General features: G+C 65.1%; 20 protein-coding genes and 1 riboswitch. Of the genes, 6 read left to right on the forward strand and 14 right to left on the reverse strand.

Annotation, left to right across the window (positions count from 1 at the left end; translation table 11 throughout):
• Nucleotides 1-49 precede the first annotated feature (49 nt).
• From queC to ybgC, 8 genes are all read right to left on the reverse strand, one after another.
• Nucleotides 50-805, reverse strand: a complete 756-nt coding sequence (queC, locus tag AC1DKV_RS01705) for a 7-cyano-7-deazaguanine synthase QueC (RefSeq protein WP_441613210.1) — start codon at nucleotides 803-805, stop codon at nucleotides 50-52.
• A 76-nt stretch (nucleotides 806-881) separates the two neighbouring features.
• Nucleotides 882-1,640 carry a tol-pal system protein YbgF gene (gene ybgF / locus AC1DKV_RS01710; RefSeq protein ID WP_441613211.1) on the reverse strand — a complete coding sequence of 253 codons (759 nt, stop codon included), beginning with the start codon at nucleotides 1,638-1,640 and terminating at the stop codon, nucleotides 882-884.
• An 18-nt stretch (nucleotides 1,641-1,658) separates the two neighbouring features.
• Nucleotides 1,659-2,171 carry a peptidoglycan-associated lipoprotein Pal gene (gene pal / locus AC1DKV_RS01715; protein ID WP_441613212.1) on the reverse strand — a complete coding sequence of 171 codons (513 nt, stop codon included), beginning with the start codon at nucleotides 2,169-2,171 and terminating at the stop codon, nucleotides 1,659-1,661.
• Nucleotides 2,172-2,187: 16 nt separating this feature from the next.
• Nucleotides 2,188-3,453 (reverse strand): Tol-Pal system beta propeller repeat protein TolB, encoded by a 1,266-nt coding sequence (gene tolB, locus AC1DKV_RS01720; protein ID WP_441613213.1) that lies wholly within the window; start codon nucleotides 3,451-3,453, stop codon nucleotides 2,188-2,190.
• A 144-nt stretch (nucleotides 3,454-3,597) separates the two neighbouring features.
• Nucleotides 3,598-4,746, reverse strand: coding sequence for a cell envelope integrity protein TolA (tolA, locus tag AC1DKV_RS01725; RefSeq protein WP_441613215.1), 1,149 nt, complete (start codon nucleotides 4,744-4,746; stop codon nucleotides 3,598-3,600).
• A 19-nt stretch (nucleotides 4,747-4,765) separates the two neighbouring features.
• A complete protein-coding gene (gene tolR / locus AC1DKV_RS01730) occupies nucleotides 4,766-5,203 on the reverse strand; it encodes a protein TolR (protein ID WP_441613216.1) in 438 nt (145 codons plus the stop codon).
• A 69-nt stretch (nucleotides 5,204-5,272) separates the two neighbouring features.
• A complete protein-coding gene (tolQ, locus tag AC1DKV_RS01735; protein ID WP_441613217.1) occupies nucleotides 5,273-5,956 on the reverse strand; it encodes a protein TolQ in 684 nt (227 codons plus the stop codon).
• Nucleotides 5,953-6,357 (reverse strand): tol-pal system-associated acyl-CoA thioesterase, encoded by a 405-nt coding sequence (gene ybgC / locus AC1DKV_RS01740; RefSeq protein ID WP_441613218.1) that lies wholly within the window; start codon nucleotides 6,355-6,357, stop codon nucleotides 5,953-5,955. Before ybgC ends, tolQ begins: the two co-directional genes overlap by 4 nt.
• A 163-nt stretch (nucleotides 6,358-6,520) precedes the next feature.
• A riboswitch (ZMP/ZTP riboswitch) is annotated at nucleotides 6,521-6,622 on the forward strand.
• Between the two features lie 122 nt (nucleotides 6,623-6,744).
• Here ybgC and glyA point away from each other — a divergent pair.
• Together glyA and nrdR are read left to right on the forward strand one after the other, a co-directional pair.
• Nucleotides 6,745-7,992, forward strand: a complete 1,248-nt coding sequence (gene glyA / locus AC1DKV_RS01745) for a serine hydroxymethyltransferase (RefSeq protein WP_441613219.1) — start codon at nucleotides 6,745-6,747, stop codon at nucleotides 7,990-7,992.
• A 159-nt stretch (nucleotides 7,993-8,151) separates the two neighbouring features.
• Nucleotides 8,152-8,616, forward strand: a complete 465-nt coding sequence (nrdR, locus tag AC1DKV_RS01750; RefSeq protein ID WP_441613220.1) for a transcriptional regulator NrdR — start codon at nucleotides 8,152-8,154, stop codon at nucleotides 8,614-8,616.
• Between the two features lie 44 nt (nucleotides 8,617-8,660).
• Here the strand turns inward: nrdR and AC1DKV_RS01755 are convergent, their stop codons facing one another.
• Genes AC1DKV_RS01755 through AC1DKV_RS01780 form a run of 6 tightly spaced genes read right to left on the reverse strand, consistent with a single transcriptional unit; the run spans nucleotide 8,661 to nucleotide 15,466 of the window.
• The gene (locus tag AC1DKV_RS01755; protein WP_441613221.1) at nucleotides 8,661-12,257 is read right to left on the reverse strand and encodes a pilus assembly protein; all 3,597 of its coding nucleotides are present in this window, start codon (nucleotides 12,255-12,257) and stop codon (nucleotides 8,661-8,663) included.
• A gap of 6 nt (nucleotides 12,258-12,263) precedes the next feature.
• Complete coding sequence (locus AC1DKV_RS01760) at nucleotides 12,264-12,779, reverse strand: pilus assembly PilX family protein (protein WP_441613222.1); 516 nt, start codon at nucleotides 12,777-12,779, stop codon at nucleotides 12,264-12,266.
• 44 nt (nucleotides 12,780-12,823) lie between these two features.
• On the reverse strand, nucleotides 12,824-13,993 hold the full coding sequence (locus AC1DKV_RS01765; RefSeq protein ID WP_441613223.1) for a PilW family protein: 1,170 nt from the start codon (nucleotides 13,991-13,993) through the stop codon (nucleotides 12,824-12,826).
• 7 nt (nucleotides 13,994-14,000) lie between these two features.
• Complete coding sequence (locus AC1DKV_RS01770) at nucleotides 14,001-14,447, reverse strand: type IV pilus modification PilV family protein (protein ID WP_441613224.1); 447 nt, start codon at nucleotides 14,445-14,447, stop codon at nucleotides 14,001-14,003.
• A 1-nt stretch (nucleotide 14,448) separates the two neighbouring features.
• Nucleotides 14,449-14,967: a GspH/FimT family pseudopilin gene (locus AC1DKV_RS01775; protein ID WP_441613225.1), complete on the reverse strand. Its 519-nt coding sequence runs from the start codon at nucleotides 14,965-14,967 to the stop codon at nucleotides 14,449-14,451.
• Nucleotides 14,968-14,974: 7 nt separating this feature from the next.
• On the reverse strand, nucleotides 14,975-15,466 hold the full coding sequence (locus AC1DKV_RS01780) for a type IV pilin protein (protein ID WP_441613226.1): 492 nt from the start codon (nucleotides 15,464-15,466) through the stop codon (nucleotides 14,975-14,977).
• A 408-nt stretch (nucleotides 15,467-15,874) separates the two neighbouring features.
• Here AC1DKV_RS01780 and AC1DKV_RS01785 point away from each other — a divergent pair, with 408 nt between their 5' ends.
• From AC1DKV_RS01785 to AC1DKV_RS01800, 4 genes are read left to right on the forward strand one after another with little or no spacing between them, the layout of a single operon-like run.
• A complete protein-coding gene (locus tag AC1DKV_RS01785; protein ID WP_441613227.1) occupies nucleotides 15,875-16,411 on the forward strand; it encodes a hypothetical protein in 537 nt (178 codons plus the stop codon).
• Entirely contained in the window at nucleotides 16,396-17,349 is a 954-nt protein-coding gene (locus tag AC1DKV_RS01790) for a PilW family protein (RefSeq protein WP_441643193.1), read from the forward strand. Before AC1DKV_RS01785 ends, AC1DKV_RS01790 begins: the two co-directional genes overlap by 16 nt.
• Nucleotides 17,349-17,960, forward strand: coding sequence for a pilus assembly PilX family protein (locus AC1DKV_RS01795; protein WP_441613229.1), 612 nt, complete (start codon nucleotides 17,349-17,351; stop codon nucleotides 17,958-17,960). Before AC1DKV_RS01790 ends, AC1DKV_RS01795 begins: the two co-directional genes overlap by 1 nt.
• Nucleotides 17,957-19,681: a pilus assembly protein gene (locus tag AC1DKV_RS01800; protein WP_441613230.1), complete on the forward strand. Its 1,725-nt coding sequence runs from the start codon at nucleotides 17,957-17,959 to the stop codon at nucleotides 19,679-19,681. The genes AC1DKV_RS01795 and AC1DKV_RS01800 overlap by 4 nt, the downstream gene beginning before the upstream one ends.
• Nucleotides 19,682-19,766: the final 85 nt, after the last annotated feature.

Here is a 19,766-nt window from a genome sequence, read left to right on the forward strand (position 1 = left end):
GTGGCGCCGGCCAGACGGCACGCGATCGCGCCGCCTTGCCGGTCAGCCGTCAGGCAGCATCCTGGTAGCGCGTGGGATCGGGCACGCCGGCGGCCTCGAAGCCGCTGCGGCGGATGCGGCAGGAATCGCAGACACCGCAGGCGCGGCCATCGTCGTCGGCCTGGTAGCACGACACGGTCATGCCGTAGTCAACGCCAAGGCGGACCCCGGCGCGGATGATCTCGGCCTTGGTCATGTCGATGATGGGCGCATGCACGCGAATGCGCTCGCCTTCCACGCCGGCCTTGGTGGCCAGGTTGGCCAGCGCCTCGTAGGCGGAGACGTACTCGGGGCGGCAGTCCGGATAGCCGGAATAGTCGACCGCGTTGGCGCCGAAGAACAAGTCGCGCCCGCCCACGGCCTCGGCCCAGCCGAGCGCCAGCGACAGCATGATCGTATTGCGCGCCGGCACGTAGGTCACGGGGATGCCGCCGAGGGCACCGTCGGTGGGCACATCGAGGCTGTCGTCGGTCAGGGCCGAGCCGCCGAAGCGGCGCAGGTCCAGGTCGATGATCTCGTGGCGCACCGCGCCGAGGGCCGCGGCCACGCGCCTGGCCGCCTCCAGCTCGGAGGAATGGCGCTGGCCGTAGCGCATCGACAGGGCATAGGTCTCGAAGCCCTGCGCATTGGCCATGGCGAGGACGGTGGCGGAATCCAGGCCGCCGGAGAGCAGGACGATAGCGCGTTTTTTCATGATGGCGGGGGCGCGGCGCCGCACGGCGGCACGCGGAAAATCAGGGCGAATCGCGTATTTTAGCGCGAGCATGACAAAGGCCCGCGAATGCGGGCCTTTGTCATGCTCCGGCAAGGCCGCCCTTTCGAGGCGCCGGCCCGCGCAACGCCTACTTCAGCGTCTTCAGGCGATTGCTCGCTGCCTGCGCGCCCTCGGTGCCAGGATACTTTGCCACCACCTGCTCCAGGGTCTTGCGGGCCGCGGGCTTCTGGCCCGATTCCATCTGGTTGTTGGCGATGGCGATCAGCGCGTCGGGCACCTTGGGGTGGTCCGGGTACGCCTGCACCATGTTCTGCAACACCGTGGTGGAACCGCGGTAGTCCCGCTGCGCGTACAGCGAGTTGCCGAGCCAGAACTGCGCCAGCGGGACATACGGGCTCTGCGGGTACTTCTTGATGAACCCGGCGAATACGTTGCCCGCGCCCTTGAAGTCCCCGGTCTGGAACTGCTTGAGCGCGGCATCGTACTCGGTCTTCTCGCCAGGTTGCGACAAGCCCTCACGGCCGTCCACGGTGACCTGCTGCGGCTCGAATTTCTTCAGGCGCGCATCGAGGTCGGCGTAGTAGTCCTTCTGCTGCTTCTGCAGCGTGGTCACCTCGTTCTGCAGCATCTCGTTCTGGCCGCGCAGCCGCGCCACTTCCTGGCGCAGGCCCTCGAGCTGGTTCTGCATGTCGAGCTGGGCGCGGCTGTTCTGGTCGATGCGCTGCGATGCCGTCGCCTGGAAACCGTTGAACTGGTCTCGCATGGTAACGATGGCGCGGCGCGCCTCGTCATCGTCGAACACGCCCGCTCGCGCCTGCGCCACCGGCAGCAGGCTGGCGCAGGACATCGCAGTGAGCAATACCAACTTGGAGACGCGTGCTTTCATGAGATGCCTATGCGCGGATTAGTACGTGATGTCCGCGCGGCGGTTTTCCGCCCAGGCGGCTTCGTCGTGACCGGTTGCCTTGGGCTTTTCCTTGCCCAGGCTGACGGCTTCCATCTGGCTTTCAGGCACGCCCAGCGAGGACAGCGAGCGGCGCACGGCCTCGGCGCGCTTCTGGCCCAGCGCCAGGTTGTACTCGCTGGTGCCACGCTCGTCGGTGTTGCCCTGGATCAGGATGCGGCGGCCCTTGTTGGCGCCCAGGTACTTCGAATGCTCGGACAGCATGCCCTGGTAGTCGGACTTGACGCTGTAGCTGTCGAAGTCGAAGTACACGCTGCGCTTGGCCAGCGGGCTGTTCGGGTCGTTCAGCGGATCGCGCGAGACGTCCACCGGCGCCACGGCGCGGGCATCGGTCGTCGGCGCGCCCTTGTTGGCGCCGGCGTTGGCGGTGTCGTCCAGCTTGACGCCGGAGCTGCAGGCGCCGAGGGCCAGCAGTGCGGCTACGGCAAGGGTCTTGGTCATCATTTGGGTCATGGCGTGATACTCCTCGTTATTGCATGAATGGGCCCCAGGACGGCTCGCGAACCTCGCCGGACTGGAGGGACAGAACCTGCCGGGTGCGCCCGTCGGTGGATACCGCCGCCAGCACCGCGCGACCGCCCACCCGGGTGGCGTAGAGAATGTACTTGCCGTTGGCGGCGAAGCTCGGGGCTTCGTCGTTGGCGGTATCGGTCAGCGAAGTGACATCGCCGCTGCCCAGGTCCAGCAGTTGCAGCTTGAAGCCGCCGCTACGGGTAATGTAGGCCAGTTGCTTGCCGTCCGGCGAAATGCGCGGGCTGACGTTGTAGCTGCCCTTGAAGGTCACGCGCTGGGCCGCGCCGGCTTCCTCGCCGCCGGTGGGCATGCGGTAGACCTGCGGCGCACCGCCCCGGTCGCTGGTGAAATAGATGTTGCGGCCGTCCGGCGCGTATTGCGGCTCGGTGTCGATGGCGCTGCTGCGCGTCAGGCGCTTGAGGCCGGAGCCGTCGGCGTTGACCTGGTAGATCTGGGTATTGCCGTCGCGCGACAGCGCCACCGCCAGGCGCTGCCCGTCGGGCGACCACGAAGGCGCGCTGTTGTTGCCCTTCTGGTTCGACACCAGCGTGCGGCGGCCCGAAGCGAGGTCATGCACATAGACCACCGGCTTCTTGGCCTCGAACGAGACGTAGGCAACCTTGCCCCCGTCCGGCGACCACGACGGCGAGATGATCGGCTCGTTGCTGGTCAGCGCCACCTGCGAGTTCTGGCCGTCGGAATCCGAGATCAGCAGCTGGTAGCGGCCACCCACGCGCGCCACATAGGACAGGCGCGTGGCGAACACGCCGCGCTCGCCCAGCAGCTTTTCATAGATGTAGTCGGCGATCTTGTGGCCGGTGACGCGCAGCTGGTTGGCACCGACCGTGAAGGCCAGGCCGCCGAGGCTCTGCCCCTTCTGCGTGTCGTAGAGACGGAAGCGGACATCGTACTGGCCGTTGCCGGTGGGAGTCACGCTGCCGGCCACGAAGGCATCCGCGCCGCGCGACTTCCAGCTGCCCAGGTCGACGTTGGCGGACTCGGCCACCGTGGCGCCGGCCACGTCGACATTGCGGAAGCGGCCACTGCGCTGCAGGTCGCTGCGGATGATGGCGGTGAGGTTCTGCGGTGCCTGCGCCTCGCCCTGGAAGTTGGCCGTGGCAATCGGGAACTGGGTCGGGCCTACGCCGGTGACTTCCACCGTGAATTGCGCCTGGGCGCCGGTTGCCAGCAGCAGCAGGCTACCGAGGAGAAGTCCCTTCATCCAGGCTATGTTCCGTTTGCAGAATCGCATGTCGTTTCCTAACAAATGGTTTAACTTGCCGGCCGTGCCCGGCCATGAGCGCTAGATAGTAGCCGCATCGTCGCCAGGCATCCGTTCACTATGCATATTGTTACGTTCGCCGCTTCAATTGGCATGCGGGCGCAGCCGGATGTCGAAGCTCGGGGGTGCCTTGCCGTTCTCATCCTTGGGCAGCGGATCCGAGTTCTGCACCGCCCTCAGGGCGGCGTCGTCCCAGGCCGCGTTGCCACTCGACGACTTGACCCGAGCCGACAGCAACGCGCCGTCCGGTGCCAGCCGGACCGAGATCACGGCCGCGAGGCTGGCCGGGAAATCCTCCGAATACTTGATATTGGGCTGCACCTTGCGCTGTACGCGATCCGAATAACCCGGCGAGGCCTTGCCACCCGAACCTGCGCCGCTGCCGGCATTGCTGCCCACGCCGCCGGCCCCGCCCGGCACGCCGGCTCCGCCGGCCATGGCCTGCAGCCGCGCCAGTTCGCTGTGGCGCTGCGCGTTGGCGGCGGCATCGCGCTTGGCCTTGGCGTCCGCGTCGGCCTTCGCCTTCGCGCTGGCGGCGGCCTTGGCGTCCGCATTTGCCTTGGCCTTGGCGTCGGCTTCGGCGCGGGCCTTGGCGTCGGCGTCCGCGCGGGCCTTCGCATCCGCGCGGGCCTTGGCGTCGGCTTCCTTGCGGTCGCGCTCGGCCTGCTCCTTGTGCTGCTGCTCCTGCTGGGCGGCAAGCTTGCGCGCGTCTTCCTTGCGTTGCGCGTCCTTGCGCAGGTCTTCCTTGCGTTGATCTTCCTTGCGCTGCGCGTCCTTACGCTGGTCTTCCTTGCGCTGCGCGTCCTTACGCTGGTCTTCCTTGCGCTGGGCCTCCTTGCGGGCCTCTTCCTGGCGCTCGGCTTCCTGGCGCGCGCGCAGATCGGCCTGCTTGCGTGCTTCCTCGCGGGCGGCAGCTTCGGCCTGCTTGCGCTTTTGCTGCTCGAGCGCGATATCGGCGTCTTCCTCGGCGCGGGACTTGACCGCGGGCGCGGGAGGGGCCGGACGCGGCTGCACCACCGGTTCGGGCACGGGACGCGGCGGTGGCGGCGCGACGGCCGTGTCCGGGATTTCTTCCCACAACTCGGCTTCGGCGCCGACCGGAGTGCTGCTTTGCCAGTGCACGCCGTAGTACAGCACGATGCCCAGCAGCAGGTGCATGAAGAGCGCGAGCAGGAAGGAACGCATGGTTCCCCGTTCCTTGACCGGCTGATAAGGATAGGCGACGGTCTTCATCTCGCGCTGCAATGTCTGATTACTTTGACTTGACCATCAGGCCGACGCGCTTGACGCCGTCGGCCTTGAGCACCGACATCACGTCGAGCACGGACTCGTACTTGACCGAGCGGTCGGCGGCGATCACCACGGGCTGGTCGGGATTTTCGTTCTGGCGCTGATGCACGAATGCCACCAGTCCGGCCTTGTCGACCTTGCGGTCGAAGGCGTTGCCGGCATTGTCCTTGCCGCGTGCGGTCAGCTGGCCGTCTTCATGCACGGTCACCACGATCGGCGGCGCCTTCTGCTGCGGCGTGGCGTTGGCCACGGTGGGGAGGTCGACCACGGCCGGATTCACGATCGGTGCCGCCACCATGAAGATGACGAGCAGCACCAGCATCACGTCGATATAGGGAACGACGTTGATCTCGGCGCTGGCCCGGCGGCGCGAACCGCCGCGGCGCTGTATCGCTGCCATATGCGGGTTTCTCCTTGACCTTGACTACGTAACTGCGTGGACTTGCGCGAGCCGGCGCGAACCGGCAGCTCAGCGAGTCTGGCGCTGCAGGATATTCAGGAACTCTTCCATGAAGCTTTCAAAGCGGATTGCCAGGCGATCGATCTCGGTGGCGTAGCGGTTGTAGGCGATCACGGCGGGAATGGCGGCAAACAGGCCGATGGCGGTGGCGACCAGCGCCTCCGCGATGCCGGGCGCCACGGAAGCCAGCGTCGCCTGCTGCACATTCGACAGGCCGCGGAAGGCGTTCATGATCCCCCACACGGTGCCGAACAGGCCGATATAGGGACTGACCGAGCCAACCGACGCCAGGAACGGAAGGTGCGATTCCAGCACATCCATCTCGCGCTGGTAAGCCGCGCGCATGGCGCGCCGGGCGGCGTCGAGCAGGGCCCCGGCTTCGTGGTTGCGCTCGCGTGCCTTCAGGTATTCACCCATGCCGGACTCGAAGATACGTTCCAGGGCACCGGTGCTGTGGCGGTTGTTGGCCGCGCTCTGGTATAGCGCCTGGAGGTCGCCGCCGGCCCAGAAATCGCGCTCGAAGCGCTCCGTCTGGGTGCGCGCGGCGCGCAGCGCCAGGTGCTTGCGGAAGATATATGTCCACGAGAACAGGGACATGACGAGCAGCAGGGCCATGACGGCCTGGGCCAGCAAGCTGGCGTGCAGCACCAGCGAAATGATCGACAGGTCTTGCGTGACGGTCACGGGGTTCATCGGGCGGTCTTGATGGTTGCGAGGACGGGAGCGGGGATGGGGGTCGGGCGGAACGTGCTGCGATCAACACATCCGACACGGATGGCGCCGGTAGCCAGCAACTGCTCCCCACGCCAGGCTTCCTGGGCGAATTGGACCGATGCCGGCCCAACCCGTTCAATCCGGGTCCGGATCTCGAGCAGGTCGTCCAGCCGGGCGGGGGCATTGTAGTCCACCGCCGTGCTCCTGACGATAAAGACCACGCCCGCTCCGTCCGCGAGCGCCTGCTGCTCGATGCCGAGCGAGCGCAGCCACTCGGTCCGGGCGCGCTCGAAGAATTTCAGGTAATTGGCGTAGAAAACCACGCCGCCCGCGTCAGTGTCTTCCCAGTACACCCGCAGGGCCCACACATTGTTGCTCATGGCCGCGATTGTAGCGGACAGGTGGCCCGACCCGGTGTAAACCCTTGTCTGACTTTACAACAATTACATTGTCTGACAGACAAGCCATTGACTTTATGCGCTGCCGCCGCCCGGCCCACGTCTTGCGGCCGGGCGGCGCCTCGCGTAAACTGCCGCCAACCATTCCATCTTGCGCGACTGGCGAAGTCAGTGGGTACTACCACGAGGAAGCGCAAGCTCTCTGGCGCGAAGTTTCAAGCGCCTGCCGCTCGCCTGGGCAGCGAATGGGAAGCAGGGTGCGCCCTGCGCCGGACTTCTGACGTGTCCGGCGCCGGTCGCCTGTGCCTTCCCCGCGCGCCCTACCCCGAAGCCATTCGGATCCCCATTTCTTAAGACGAGTTTTTCGCCATGTTCGAACGCAGCCGCTATACGATCGACCAGATCGACCCCGAGATTTTTGCCGCCATCCAGAAGGAAGACCAGCGCCAGGAAGAGCACATCGAGCTGATCGCCTCGGAAAACTACACCTCGCCGGCCGTGATGGCCGCGCAGGGCTCGCAACTGACCAACAAGTACGCCGAAGGTTATCCCGGCAAGCGCTACTACGGTGGCTGCGAGTACGTCGACGTGGTCGAACAGCTCGCCATCGACCGCGTCAAGCAACTGTTCGGCGCCGAAGCCGCCAACGTGCAGCCCAACTCCGGCTCCCAGGCCAACCAGGGCGTGTTCTTCGCCGCCCTCAAGCCTGGCGACACCATCATGGGCATGAGCCTGGCCGAAGGCGGCCACCTGACCCACGGCATGGCGCTCAACATGAGCGGCAAGTGGTTCAACGTGGTCAGCTACGGCCTGGACGCCAACGAAGACATCGACTACGACGCGCTGGAAAAGCTGGCCCATGAAAAGCAGCCCAAGCTGATCATCGCCGGCGCCTCGGCCTTCGCCCTGCGCATCGACTTCGAGCGCATCGCCCGCGTGGCCAAGTCGGTCGGCGCGCTGTTCATGGTCGACATGGCCCACTACGCCGGCCTGATCGCCGCCGGCGAGTACCCCAACCCGGTGCCGCACGCCGACTTCGTCACCACCACCACCCACAAGAGCCTGCGCGGCCCGCGCGGCGGTGTGATCCTGATGAAGGCCGAGCACGAGAAGGCCATCAACTCGGCCATCTTCCCCGGCATCCAGGGCGGCCCGCTGATGCACGTCATCGCCGGCAAGGCCGTGGCCTTCAAGGAGGCGCTCTCGCCTGAGTTCAAGACCTACCAGCAACAAGTGGTCAAGAACGCCCGCGTGATGGCCGAGACCCTGATCGAGCGCGGCCTGCGCATCGTCTCGGGCCGCACCGAAAGCCACGTGATGCTGGTCGACCTGCGCGCCAAGAAGATCACCGGCAAGGAAGCCGAACGCGTGCTGGGCGAAGCGCACATCACCGCCAACAAGAACGCCATCCCCAACGACCCGGAAAAGCCCTTCGTCACCTCGGGCATCCGCCTGGGCTCGCCGGCCATGACCACCCGCGGCTTCAAGGAAGAAGAAGCCCGCCTGGTGGCCAACCTGGTGGCCGACGTGCTGGACAACCCGCACGACGCAGCCAACATCGCCAGCGTGCGCGAGCAAGTGTCGGCCCTGACCAAGCGTTTCCCGGTCTACGGCTGATGCCCTGCGCCGCCCGCCTGAGCGCGGGCGGCCGGCAGCCCCGTGCCGCTGTGCGGCGCGGGCCTTGCCAACCCGGCCCGGCGCATCACAGAATGACAAGATAACGGGGCGCTGCCCCGCGCAGCCGGCGCCCAGGCTCAAACTACAAGGTGGTCAGGCATGAAATGCCCCTTTTGCGCCCATTCCAATACGCAGGTCCTGGACACGCGCATGTCGGAAGAAGGCGATACCGTTCGCCGCCGCCGCCGCTGCGAATCCTGCGACCGCCGCTTCACCACCTATGAGCGGATCGAACTGTCCTTCCCCGCCATCGTCAAGAAAAACGGCTCCCGCGCGGACTATGCCCGCGACAAGCTGAAGGACTCCATGCGCCTGGCGTTGCGCAAGCGCCCCGTCTCGGCCGAAGCCATCGACGCGTCGCTGGCCCGTATCGAAGAACGACTGCTTGCGCTTGGCGAAAAGGAAATCCCCAGCAGCCAGGTCGGCGAGCAGGTCATGCGCGAACTGCGCCGGCTCGACAAGATTGCGTATATCCGCTTTGCTTCGGTGTATCGGAGCTTCGAGGACGTGGCGGAATTCTCGGACGTGCTGGCCGAGGTGAGCGGGAACAATAGCAAGCGCTGAACACGCGCGGAACAGAGGGGGCTCCCCCCTGCCCCATACGCCATTTATTTCTGGATATAGACCTCCTTCCATGCCACTCGCTTGGATGTCCCCAGAAGATTGATGGGAAGCCGCGATGTGGACGAAGTTGCATTCGACTGCTGGGTAAGCGCATCGAGGTTGCCATTGGTCAGCGCGACCAGGGAGGGTCTCGACGACAGCGCAGTATTGGACAGCGCAATGCCTGTCCACGGAGACTGGCCAGTCAAGGTGAAATTCGTGCTGGGCAGTTCGCCGCCGGTGGTCAAGTCAACGGCGTACAGGTAACTAGACGAGCCACACGTCGCCGCCGAAGGGATGTCGGTCGTAAAGACCAGGATTCCCGCGACTGCTGTCGGATTGGTCACCACACGTTCGCCCGACCCTGGCAGGTCGAAATACCAACCCGGGTTCTTGGTGTAGTCGATTGCGGGGGTGTTACTGATATGCCGAACCGACCCCGATAGTGTCACGGCTCTTTTCACGAGAGCGGTCCGTACGTTGGAGATCAGCGGTGCCGCGGTCATCTTGTCGACCAGCGCATACATCGACTGCACATTGCTGACGCCCAGGTCTGATTGACCGAGCAACAGCCCCGTACCCACGAACACCATGCGCTGCCCGTTATAGACAGTAAGCTCCGGCGCCGAGCTGATCGGCTGTACCTTGCCGGTGCTATCAGCAAGGCTGGCCAGCTTGCTGACGTTCCATGCTGTAGCGGTGGTGCCAGACAGATCGAAACGCCACACATTCCCCAGCAGGTCACCGCCATAGACGTAGTCGATCGTCGCATCGGTGGCGCCGTTCGCCGCAAACGCTGAGATATAGGCCAGCCCGGAAGGCGTAGTGGTATCGCCAACCCCCGTCGAAATCGACTTGAGCACATTGCCGGTCGCAGGATCCAGCACAAACAGCCGGCCCTTGCCATCGCCCTGCGTTCCGCCATTGCGAACCACATTGTTGTTGTAGCCCGACGGCACCAGTACCACCCACCCCATTGCTTTGGTCTTGGCGAGAACAGGCTTGCCGAAGGTCAAGCCAAGGTTGGCTGCGTCCGTACTGCTGGTGGAAGAATTCGGAAACTCCCACTTCACCTTGCTGGCTACGTCCGCATCGCTCTGCGCCGTAGAGCTGGTCACGTCAAGCGCGTAGTAGCCACTCCCACCCGCCCCCAAGCCGCCGACAAGCAATGTTTGCCAGGTCTTGGTACCTGCCATGTAGACATCGCCAACCGCCGGCGTTGCATCCACATAGTATTGGTGCGTGTAGGGCGTCACTGTGTACGCATTCATCTTCCCGCTCGAGGTCAGGAGCGCGCCCGGCACGTAAGCCCAGAGTTCTGCCCCCGAGGACGCATCGAATGCATGCAGCATGCCGTCGTTTGCCCCTTGGTAGATCGCCGACTTGCGTGATGCCAACTGGCTCTGGAAGCTAGGGTAGCCCGGATCCGAATAGTAGGCTGCGGCACCTGCGACATACACGGGCTCCGCCGAAACGATATCGCCGAGAAGCGACGACCGTGTGCGATAGGTGCTGCCTTCCAGCGAACGGTCTCCGCGCAAGTAGCCCAACACGCTGGCTCCGTCAGTCTTCCCAGGAGTATTGAGAAGACTGATAGTGGCCGGCTGCAGGAACCCGGCCCCCGACCCCGCCGCGAACGCAACGCCCTTCCCGTTATCGTAGGTACCGATCCGACGCCCGCTCGGCGTGAGGCTGGTCAGTTGGTCGCGCGCCTTCCACAACGGCGCCGCCGCATTGATAAAGCCGGTTGTCGGGTCGATAGGAGCGGCAGTCAGTTCACCGGACCAATTCTGTCCGTTGTAGCTAGCCATGAACGCCGCGCCGCCGCCGTTGGTGGAACTGACAGCAATCGCCGCATTGGATGCGGACTTCGACAGCAGGCTCTGAAGGACCTGCTGAAAGAACGAAGTCAGGTCCGCGGCATTGGTGGCACGGAACATCTGCCCGCGACCGTTGATAGTGGCGTGCCAAAGGTCGTCCAGGGCGTTCGGACTGTAGTTCTGGGATGTAGCCACCCAGGCTGGCGGGTTAAGGTTCGGATTGGCGGTCTGCGCCGCGTTCTGACCATAGATATAACCTCTGGCTCCCAGTGCCACTGCATACGTATTCATATGCGGGTCGGAGTTCTTGTCGGCATTCCATGAGCTGTCCGTCGAATTCACCGGCACCAGTCCCTTAGTGAGATCGCCGCGCAAATTGTTGACGAAGTAGGAACTGGCAATGTCCGCCAAGGAAGGCTTGGGGATCGACGTGTAAGGCGCGCTATTTATGAAGTTGCTGCTCGCCGAATAGCTTGGCGGCGTCACGGTTGACTTGTTGGCATAGCCATCAGTCAGGATAAAGCCGGCATTCTGCTGGCATGCAAACTTGACCGGCGCATTAGCGTCCGTTCTCATGAACTGCTTGCCAATGAAGTTGAGTGTTTCAAGCGTGGGCGTACCGCCGGACGCTACACTCTGGTAAATCGCCCCCAGCAAGGCGGAGCCATTCTTCGAGTTGTCCGTCGAAGAAAAGTCGTACATGGTGACATCGGTGCCCGCGCCGGAGTTGAAGTTGGTATAGGCGCCATACATGCCCTTGAGATTCGTCAATACCTGGCCCATGCCCGAGGCCAGCATCAGCTTACGCTTGCGGTAGTACTGGAACCAGTTGGCGAAATTCTGCAATTCGGCGCTATATGTACGCCCGCCGGGAAACTTCAGGCTGTTGGCGGCGGTGATCTGCCACTCCCGCACATAGCTGCCATCCGGGGTGGCGTTACATCCGGCGGTATTGGCCTTGCAGGTCGCATCCTTGACGTAGTATGTCGCAGGGCGATACGGAAGCGACACGTCCCAGTAGGTCGCGGCGTCGGGTACCGTGAGATCGGACGCCATATTGCTTGACGTCCAATTGCCATTCTTGGGCTTGTAGTAGATCGTCGTGTAGCCGTTGTCTGACGCCCACTTCGCCGTGATCGTCATGCCAGAAAACATGCGGAAGGCCGTATTGCCCGCCGCGCTGTTTTGCGCAGCGACTGTCGTCGCCAGGTTCCACAGGTAGGGCGAGGACGAACTCTGGGTCGGGTAGTATGGGTGGCTGCGTGTAGCCGCCGTATTCGCGTCGCCGAAACTCTTCATGGCGCTACCCACATAGGCGGTAGGCCACGCGACGTAAGTTACGTTCGGGTTGTAATAGAGCGGGTTGTAGTCCGAACTGCGCATGTACGAGTACTGCGGCAGAGGCGGTATTGCGTAGTGGTCGGAGTTCGAGTCGGCATAGCGGCGCAGATCGCTGTCATTGCTCGTGCTCTGGCCGTTCGGGAACAGATAGGCATACTTCATCCACGGGCTTCCGGACGATCCCGTGTCGTTGAAGTTGAACGTGCCATTCGAGTAGAAGTTCTTGTTGCTCGTATTCCACCACAAGGCACCGTCGCTCGTACTCATCAGCACCTCGAAGTCCATCGACCCCGAATCGTCAACGCCAAAGATGACATTGGGAGGAGCCTGCGACGTTGCGGACAATGGGGTGACGGAGATGTCGGTCGAAGCTGGATAGGCCGAAATCACCGCTAATGCCGAAACTGCCAGACAGGCCTTGAGCAACGTAGAGAATTTCATGGCAGATTATCTGTTAAGGATTGCCTGAACGAATGTCTCGCCGCTACGCGGGCTTGTAACATGTACCGTCACACGATAAGCAACCTGCGGCAATTGCAGCGACGGTGAGCCTACCTGGTAGCTGCCCGGCCCCTGAATCGTCTTGGGACGGGCAGTACATTGTCCGTAAGGATCGGTTACCGGCGTCAGACCACAAAGGCGCTCGACAACGTACTGGTACTGCAGGCCACCGTTGGCGACCTTGACCTGCGGGAAAGTGTTGATGTCGCCCCAGTTCACATTGGGCAGGCCATTCTGGTCCACCGCGAAGGTCCCGGAAGTCGCGTAGTACTGCTTGGTGCTATCCGTGGCATCCGGATTGGCAATCCCGTCAAGAGTGGCCTTTGCCGCGGTCAAGGCCAGGTCGGTCGCATGGCTCGCAGCCTCCTTGAAGGCGATATTGCCGGCCGTGGTTCCGGACACCGACCCGGAGCGCAGCAACGAGACGGCGGACACCAGGATGGCCAGCAGGATGATCAGCACTACCGGAAGTGCGAGGCCTCTCTGGGCGCGAAGCGATCGCATACTTATTGTTCTCCGAACACGATATTCTTGAGCGGTATGACCAGGCTCTGCGTGCGATAGCGATAGCATTGCCAGTTCTGCGTCGCGCTCAGGTCGGCTGACACGGCCGCTCCCAGCGGCGATACGGTAGCCGGAAATATCACGGGCAGCGTCGCGGCCGTGGTTGCATCGCACGCAGCTCCCGCTCCTCCCGTCGGCTTTACCGCCGCCGGAATTCGCGTCACCAGGCCTACACGGATTGCGCGGATCTGACTCATGTTTGCCGCGCTCAGCGGCCATGCCCATGCCCCGCTTGCATCAACCCACTGGGAGACGCTCAGGCCCACCCCAGCCGCCACGCCGTATTGCGCGCGCATGTAGACCACATTCTCGGCCATGGGTGTCGCCGGGGTATTGGCTGCGGCAAACTGATTGACAAGTTCAAGCATGGCAGTCGCATTGTTCACCTGGTAGGCCGTCCAGGAGAATGCCCCCGCGTTCATTACGCTGGCGCCTGCGCCATATAGTTGTGGATTCGAGAATGCGACTGTCGCCGGAGGATTCCAGTTGCCGCTACCAGCCACATGTGCGATCTGCGTACTATTGGCTTGCAGCGATGTGCCGCTGACCTGCATGACTGTGCAGGGCGAGGTCACACTGCCGGTGCCGCTGTACGCGGACACCAGCAGCACCGAACCTTGCGCATTTGGGCCTGGCGCGCTGATCCCCTGGGCCGAAGCCACGTTCAGCGAATCCGATGCGGCGGCCATGCCAGTGGTGAGGGCAATGGGCGCGGCAGCGCTAATCGAGACGGCGCCCGCGACGGAAATCGTATCCGAAGCGCCCGCCCCGCCCGGGCGCGTCACCCATACCGGCGCAATGGCGGCATTGTCGACCAGCACGCCATTGAAATAGGCATTCAGCGCCTGGCAGATGATGGTGGATTGGTTGTTTCGCCCGCTCGTGGCAACGCCTACCCCTGCGCCCTTGATATCGCGCTCGATCGCCAGCATCGCCAGCACACTGCTGTCGGCGGCGGCGTTCGTACCGAACTGCGTACGCTTGAAATCTTCGAAAAAATAAGTCGCACTGACAATGGCGACCCCGGCGATCAGACCGACAACTAGGCCGACCAGCAACTCAATCAGCGTAAAGCCGCTAGTACGCAGATGCGAGTGAAGCCTGGCGTGCATGGAGTGGCTACCTGAGGTTAGTGGTGGTCACGAGGTTGTGCCACGTGGTGAGGCTCACGTAGGTCTTCTCCTGTGCCTCGCCCGCAAGCTTCCATTGCAGCGTAACGGTCATATTGCCTGAGACGGCGTCGTACACCACGCTAGGCGCATGCGGTACATCGCTGGGCAGCGCCGCCTTCACGCGCGTCAACCAGTCGGCAGCGATCGCCTGGCCCGTGCCCGCTGTGCAGCCACCCCCGGCGGGCACGGTGTAGCAAGCTGCGTTCGCGGAATCCACCGTGGCGACCCCGATGATCTCCGCGGCGTAGTACTGTGCCACCGTGCGGTAGCGCGTTTGCGAGTTCTGCTTGGCCGCGAGCAAGGTCGCCGCGCACAAGCCAACGATCCCGATCGAGAAAAGCGTCAATGACACCAGCGCCTCGATTAGCGCGAAGCCTTCGGTGCGTACTTTCATATCAGCACGCCATCACACTGTTGGCCGCGGCCGCAGGATTGCACACGCGCGCTTGCCCCAACGCTGACAGCGTCACGCGCAAGCACTGCATGGTCCCGCCCTTGGCCTGACAGGCGGCACTTCCGCTCACAGGCTGGACATCAAACTGCGGCAGCGCCACCGGCGGTCCGCCGCAATCCGCTGCCAGCACACGCCCAGTACCGTCGAAGCAAATCGATGCCTGGTTCGAGGCAATAGCCACCGCCCGGCTCATCTCCGGCGGAGAGGCAGAATAACCGGCGAATCCGGCAGCGCTTGGCACCGCGTAGGACCAGCCCTTTGCCGACATCGTGAATGTCGTCATCCGGTTGCGATTGAGCGCTTCAACGCGCGCAGCCTTGAGATCGGAGGACAATTGTTCGCCGACGGCACGCAAGCGGTTGTTCTGCAAATAGTCGCTAAGGCTCGGCACGCCCACCATCAACAGAATGGAGATGATGGCAAGCACGGCCATCATCTCGATAAGAGACAGCCCTTTCATCCTCATATCAGCAGTTCCCCGCAGTCAGCCACCAGCAGGCGCCATTTGCCGCCTGGCCCTTGTAGATAGTGGTTGCTCTATTGCCGGTCTGGTCAAGCGTATAGGTATACCCGGTGACCGGTCCCTTGCCCTGCGCAGTCACAAGGAAGCCTTGCCCAGCAGAAGTCAGGTTGCACTGGTAGGAGAAGTTCGCCGACGACGTGGAAACATTGCAAGCTGCCACGCCATAGTTGCCGTTGTCCTGAAAGCTCTGCTCCATGCGCAAGCCGAAAACGGAAAGCGTATCAAAGGCTTCGGACAGTTTGCTACGCGTGACGTAGTCCGAGTACATCGGAATAGAGATCGCCGATAGGATGGCCAGGATCGCCACCGTCACCATCAGTTCGATCAAGGTAAAGCCGCGCGCCACTCGACATCCGCGCCGGCCTGATCCAGGCGGAGCGTCTTGCTGAGTGAGGAGGCGCGGCGCGGTCGCGAAATAGCGAAGCGGCGCGGACATGTCAACGCCGCCGGTAAACAGCCGGATACGGGCGCTGCGCGAGCGAAGATTTGACCCAGTTCATATGACCCCCGGTTGAATAACTCATCCGGATTCCGGCATCCCACTCTGCGATGGAAGCACCGAACCCATCCCGAAATATCTTTTAATTTTCTGCGGGCCGGCGACATGCGCATCGGCCTTGCTTACTTCATAGCGCATCCAGCCGTCAGCGCCACCCCGCTATAGTGGGGGAAAGGACAGGGAAGTGTCAATTCAGGCGCTCTAGCCCATGATTTTCGATCGCCGGCGTTGGTTTGTGGCCACATATGTCTGCAACATGAATTTTCAAACTCGTCACTGCCCGGCACATTCACCTGATCTTTGGCGCGGCATCCTCGGCAAATCGTCATCCAGAGCGGATTTGCCATGCCCGCAGCGACACTTCATCCGGCTTACATGAATCGGTGCGCCCGGCGCGCGGGCTTTCTGCGTCCGCTCGGTGCCACTCATGTCAATACGTTCAGAGAACTGCCGCCGCGACATGTCATGCCCCCGATTTGCGAGGGCAATCCGCCCATGCGAGGTTTCTTCCTGATCGAGGCTCTTACCGCTCTCGCCTTGCTTGGCATTGGTCTCCTGCCGCTCTGCACGCTCGCACCTGTCGCACTTGGAACATTGCGCCACTACGAAGCGCTCAGCCATGCGACGCGCGCGGGCGCCGAGCTGGCCGAACTCGAAGCACCATCACTGGTACTGTCTTCGGTGCACACCCGCGGCATCGCTACGGAGCACCTGCGTCTGTGCAAATCACTTGCTTCCGCAGGCGACCAACACATCCTGCCGGCTTGCGTGGCTGGGCAGCAGTTGGCGGTCGTTGGTCCGCTCCATGCGTTCGCGGACGCGGCCAGCGGCAACAGCAACAATGCGCGCTTGCGCACGATTGCACTATGGGTGCGACCGTGACAAGCGCTTGTGTTCCCCTGCGCCAACGCTGGAAGGGCTACTCGCTGATCGAACTCTTGGTCGGCCTGACCCTTGGCCTGCTGGTTAGCGCGCTGGCGATGTCGGCCCTTCATATGGCCCAGGCCGCCTATCGCACCGCGGTCGATCTCGTGCTGCTGGAAGAACGCGGCCAGCGTGCGCTCGCCATCGTCACGCACTTGGTCCACCACGCCGGCTGGCTGCCGGACGCCGCGCCGGATCCCGCCGATGCGCCGCCGGCGCTGTCCGGGCGCGACGACTGCGGGCAGCCCGGCATCGCCGCCGTCCCCAGTTGCGCGCGCAGCGGCGTCAATGGCAGCGACGCGTTGCTGGTGCGCTTCAGTGGCAGCGGACGCGAACTGCAGCCGACCGTGCCGGACCGGACCATGGTGGATTGCAGCGGCTATGCGCTGGCGGCGCAAAGCGTGGGCGATGCGGCCGGCGCAGCGCCCGCCACGGCGTATGCGGGCGCCAACTTGCTCTACGTCGCCATTGGCGCCGATGGCGAGCCGCAGCTACTGTGCCGCTATGCAAGCCGGCGCGGCGGGCAGGTGCAGGCTGGCAGCTGGACATCGGGCGCGCTGGTGCGCGGCGTCGAGGCCATGCAGCTGCGCTACGGCATCGACACCAGCGGCGACGGCAAGCCGGACACCTTCCTGCGCGCCGAGGAACTGAACCGGCGGGGAACGTCTGCATGGCGCGGGGTACTGGCGGTGCAGGTGGCGCTGGTCTTGCGCGGCGAGCGGCCGCTGCCGCAGGCAGCTGGGGGGCAGCGGCTCGTGCTGTTTCCGCCCACGCCCGATGTCCAGGGCGGCGACACGGTATTCCAGCCGCCCGCGGGGCCGGGTGTGATGCGGCGCGTGTTCTCGGCCTCGGTACGGCTGCGCAATGCCGTGCCTTGCGCGGCAGCGGTATGTTGATGCTGCCCTTGTTGAACGCGCGGCACCGTGCCGCCGGCGGCACGACGCTGATGCTGACCGCCACGATGTTGCTGCTCACCGCAACCGCCATGGTGGCTGGCCTGCATTTCCTGCTCTCCGCACGGCAGATCGGCACCTACCAGCTCGATCGCGAAATTGCCTTCCGTGCGGCTGAGACCGGTCTGCTGGACGCCGAGGCCGACCTGCTGCAGGCACTGCGCGCCGGCAACGCCGGCGCGGATGCACGGCTGGGCACGTGGCCGCCGGCCGGCCAGTGCGGGCAGGGACCGCGGCTGGGGCTGTGCCGGCCCGGCGTGGGCCTGCCGCCGGCCTGGGACGACTGGCTCGATGCGCGCGGAGCGGATGTGGCCACCGGCGTCGCCATGGGCGCTTTCACGGGGACCACGCTGCCGGTGCTGCCGCCAGACGTCGCTGGCGCGAATGCGCTGCCGCGCTACGTGGTCGAGCTGCTCCACGAGCGGCCAGCCGGCGAATGGCTGACGCCAGGGTATGCGAGCGGCGGCCCGCGGCTGCGCTTTCGCATCACCGCGCTTGGCGCCGGGCGCGACCGGGCGGTGCGCAGGCTGCTGCAGACGGAATTCGAGCCATGAGGCGCGCTGTCCTGGGCTGCGGCCTGCTGGTCGCCTTCTTCGCCGGTCTCGGCGCCGGCGCGGTGCAGGGCTCCGTCACGGCGTCGCGGCAGTCGCTCATTTATATAGCGGAGCCCGGCCAGCAGCCCGGGACCGGCCGCCTGCTCGCCCTTGTCCGTCCGGCCACGACTGCGAAGCAACCTCCGCATTTGCCTGCGCCCTTCCTGCCCGCCTGGGAAGCCGGAGCACGGCTTGCCGCGCGCGATCCGGATTCACGCCGGCTGCTCTCCGCGCAACCGGACGTGGATGGCGCCGCGGCACGGCATCTGGCTAGGCTGCGTCGGGCGCCCCTGGCCCGCAGCCCGACCGGTGCGCAGCCAGTTCTCGTGCCGCCGCCGGCATGGATGCCAGGCCGCCCCGGCCACGCCAGGTTTGCCCGCAAGCATGCGGCCCGCCCCGCCCTCGTCTGGCTGGGAACACACGGCGGCCTGCTGCATGCCTTCGATGCCGGCACCGGCGAGGAAGTGCTGGCTTACGCGCCAGGCGTCCTGCCGGGCCAGGCGGCACCATCGGGACCAGTCGCGCGAGGAACGCTGTCAGCCCCCGCCAACCGGCCAGCCCAGGTTCCCTGCCCATTCCCCGAGGCCGCCGATGTCCTGCTCGGACCGGGACGCTGGCGAACTGTGCTGCTGTGCGGCATGGCAGCAATCACGGCCGCCCGCCCGGGGCAGGCGAGGCAGGCGGGGCAGCAGGCCCCGGCCGCCGTGTTCGCCCTCGATATCACCGATACCGCGCTCGAGCCCCCGCTCGGCCCGCTGTGGGAAGCCCATGCCTCCCCCGCGCTTCCGCTGGCGCCCGCGGGGCCGATCCGGGCGCTGGCCCTGCCCGCGCCTGACGGGAACAGATGGTATGCGATGGTGCCGCTGGCGCCGGGCGGACTCGCGCTGCTGCCACTGGACAAACCCGCCCACACCCCGTGGCTCGGCAAGTACGCCGTGCAACGCCTGCGCTTGCCCGCGAGCGGCTGCGGGGCAGGCACGGCCGGTACGGCGCTGCTCGCCGCGACCGTGCTGTCCGATGCTGGCGGGCTGGCCGTGGCAGCCTATGCCGTGGATGACGCCGGCCGCCTCTGGCGCTTCGACCTGCGCGGGCCAGCGCCGTGGCTCGGGGAGGACGGCCGTTGCCAGCACCGCCTGGATACGCGCGCCTCGCAGCAAGCGGCACCGCCCATACCCGTGGCGCCGGAGATCATCAGCGCGCCCGGCGGCCATCTCGTGGTGTACGGCAGCGGCGGCGATGTCGCCGCCGTGTTCGAGCCTGCCACCTCGGCGAACGCGCAAGCCACGGGCGGCTGGAAACGAGTGCTTGCCAACCCCGGCGAGCGCCTGGAGCGGATCCTGCCCGCCGCCCCGGGTCACCTGGCCCTGGTTACGCGCACGCCCGACGCACGCCAGCGGGCTTACCTGCTCCGCGCGCTGAGCGGAGATGCCGCCCCGCCCGGCAAGCCCCTCGTGCAGCCGCCACGCGGGCAAGCCGTCGGTGCGGACGCCGCGATCAGCCTTGCCGCCACGCCGCTTTCCCCGGCACCGCCGAGCGGGCCTGGCCTAGGCGCGCGCGCGACGGTGACATTGACACTTTGGTCCCTTGAGGCGGGCCGTGCCACGCAACTCGCCAGCACGGTGGCCAGCCGCCGCACCGGCCGCCTGCGCTGGCGGGAGCTGATCCGCGCGGGCGCCCCTTGAAACGGCACGCCACACCTCCCCTCCCCTCCTCATTCACCGCCCGTCGCGCATCCCGTGGTGCGCCGGTCCGCAACCGGAGAACCGC

The organism is Cupriavidus sp. 05T41, from assembly GCF_056396525.1.

What these genes read in the sequence shown, in the direction of transcription:
- queC (WP_441613210.1), bottom strand. Translation starts at nt 805, where the DNA reads ATGCTCGCGCTAAAATACGCGATTCGCCCTGATTTTCCGCGTGCCGCC.
- ybgF (WP_441613211.1), bottom strand. Translation starts at nt 1,640, where the DNA reads ATGAAAGCACGCGTCTCCAAGTTGGTATTGCTCACTGCGATGTCCTGC.
- pal (WP_441613212.1), bottom strand. Translation starts at nt 2,171, where the DNA reads ATGACCCAAATGATGACCAAGACCCTTGCCGTAGCCGCACTGCTGGCC.
- tolB (WP_441613213.1), bottom strand. Translation starts at nt 3,453, where the DNA reads ATGAAGGGACTTCTCCTCGGTAGCCTGCTGCTGCTGGCAACCGGCGCC.
- tolA (WP_441613215.1), bottom strand. Translation starts at nt 4,746, where the DNA reads ATGAAGACCGTCGCCTATCCTTATCAGCCGGTCAAGGAACGGGGAACC.
- tolR (WP_441613216.1), bottom strand. Translation starts at nt 5,203, where the DNA reads ATGGCAGCGATACAGCGCCGCGGCGGTTCGCGCCGCCGGGCCAGCGCC.
- tolQ (WP_441613217.1), bottom strand. Translation starts at nt 5,956, where the DNA reads ATGAACCCCGTGACCGTCACGCAAGACCTGTCGATCATTTCGCTGGTG.
- ybgC (WP_441613218.1), bottom strand. Translation starts at nt 6,357, where the DNA reads ATGAGCAACAATGTGTGGGCCCTGCGGGTGTACTGGGAAGACACTGAC.
- glyA (WP_441613219.1), top strand. Translation starts at nt 6,745, where the DNA reads ATGTTCGAACGCAGCCGCTATACGATCGACCAGATCGACCCCGAGATT.
- nrdR (WP_441613220.1), top strand. Translation starts at nt 8,152, where the DNA reads ATGAAATGCCCCTTTTGCGCCCATTCCAATACGCAGGTCCTGGACACG.
- AC1DKV_RS01755 (WP_441613221.1), bottom strand. Translation starts at nt 12,257, where the DNA reads ATGAAATTCTCTACGTTGCTCAAGGCCTGTCTGGCAGTTTCGGCATTA.
- AC1DKV_RS01765 (WP_441613223.1), bottom strand. Translation starts at nt 13,993, where the DNA reads ATGCACGCCAGGCTTCACTCGCATCTGCGTACTAGCGGCTTTACGCTG.
- AC1DKV_RS01770 (WP_441613224.1), bottom strand. Translation starts at nt 14,447, where the DNA reads ATGAAAGTACGCACCGAAGGCTTCGCGCTAATCGAGGCGCTGGTGTCA.
- AC1DKV_RS01775 (WP_441613225.1), bottom strand. Translation starts at nt 14,967, where the DNA reads ATGAAAGGGCTGTCTCTTATCGAGATGATGGCCGTGCTTGCCATCATC.
- AC1DKV_RS01780 (WP_441613226.1), bottom strand. Translation starts at nt 15,466, where the DNA reads ATGTCCGCGCCGCTTCGCTATTTCGCGACCGCGCCGCGCCTCCTCACT.
- AC1DKV_RS01785 (WP_441613227.1), top strand. Translation starts at nt 15,875, where the DNA reads ATGCCCGCAGCGACACTTCATCCGGCTTACATGAATCGGTGCGCCCGG.
- AC1DKV_RS01790 (WP_441643193.1), top strand. Translation starts at nt 16,396, where the DNA reads ATGGGTGCGACCGTGACAAGCGCTTGTGTTCCCCTGCGCCAACGCTGG.
- AC1DKV_RS01795 (WP_441613229.1), top strand. Translation starts at nt 17,349, where the DNA reads ATGCTGCCCTTGTTGAACGCGCGGCACCGTGCCGCCGGCGGCACGACG.
- AC1DKV_RS01800 (WP_441613230.1), top strand. Translation starts at nt 17,957, where the DNA reads ATGAGGCGCGCTGTCCTGGGCTGCGGCCTGCTGGTCGCCTTCTTCGCC.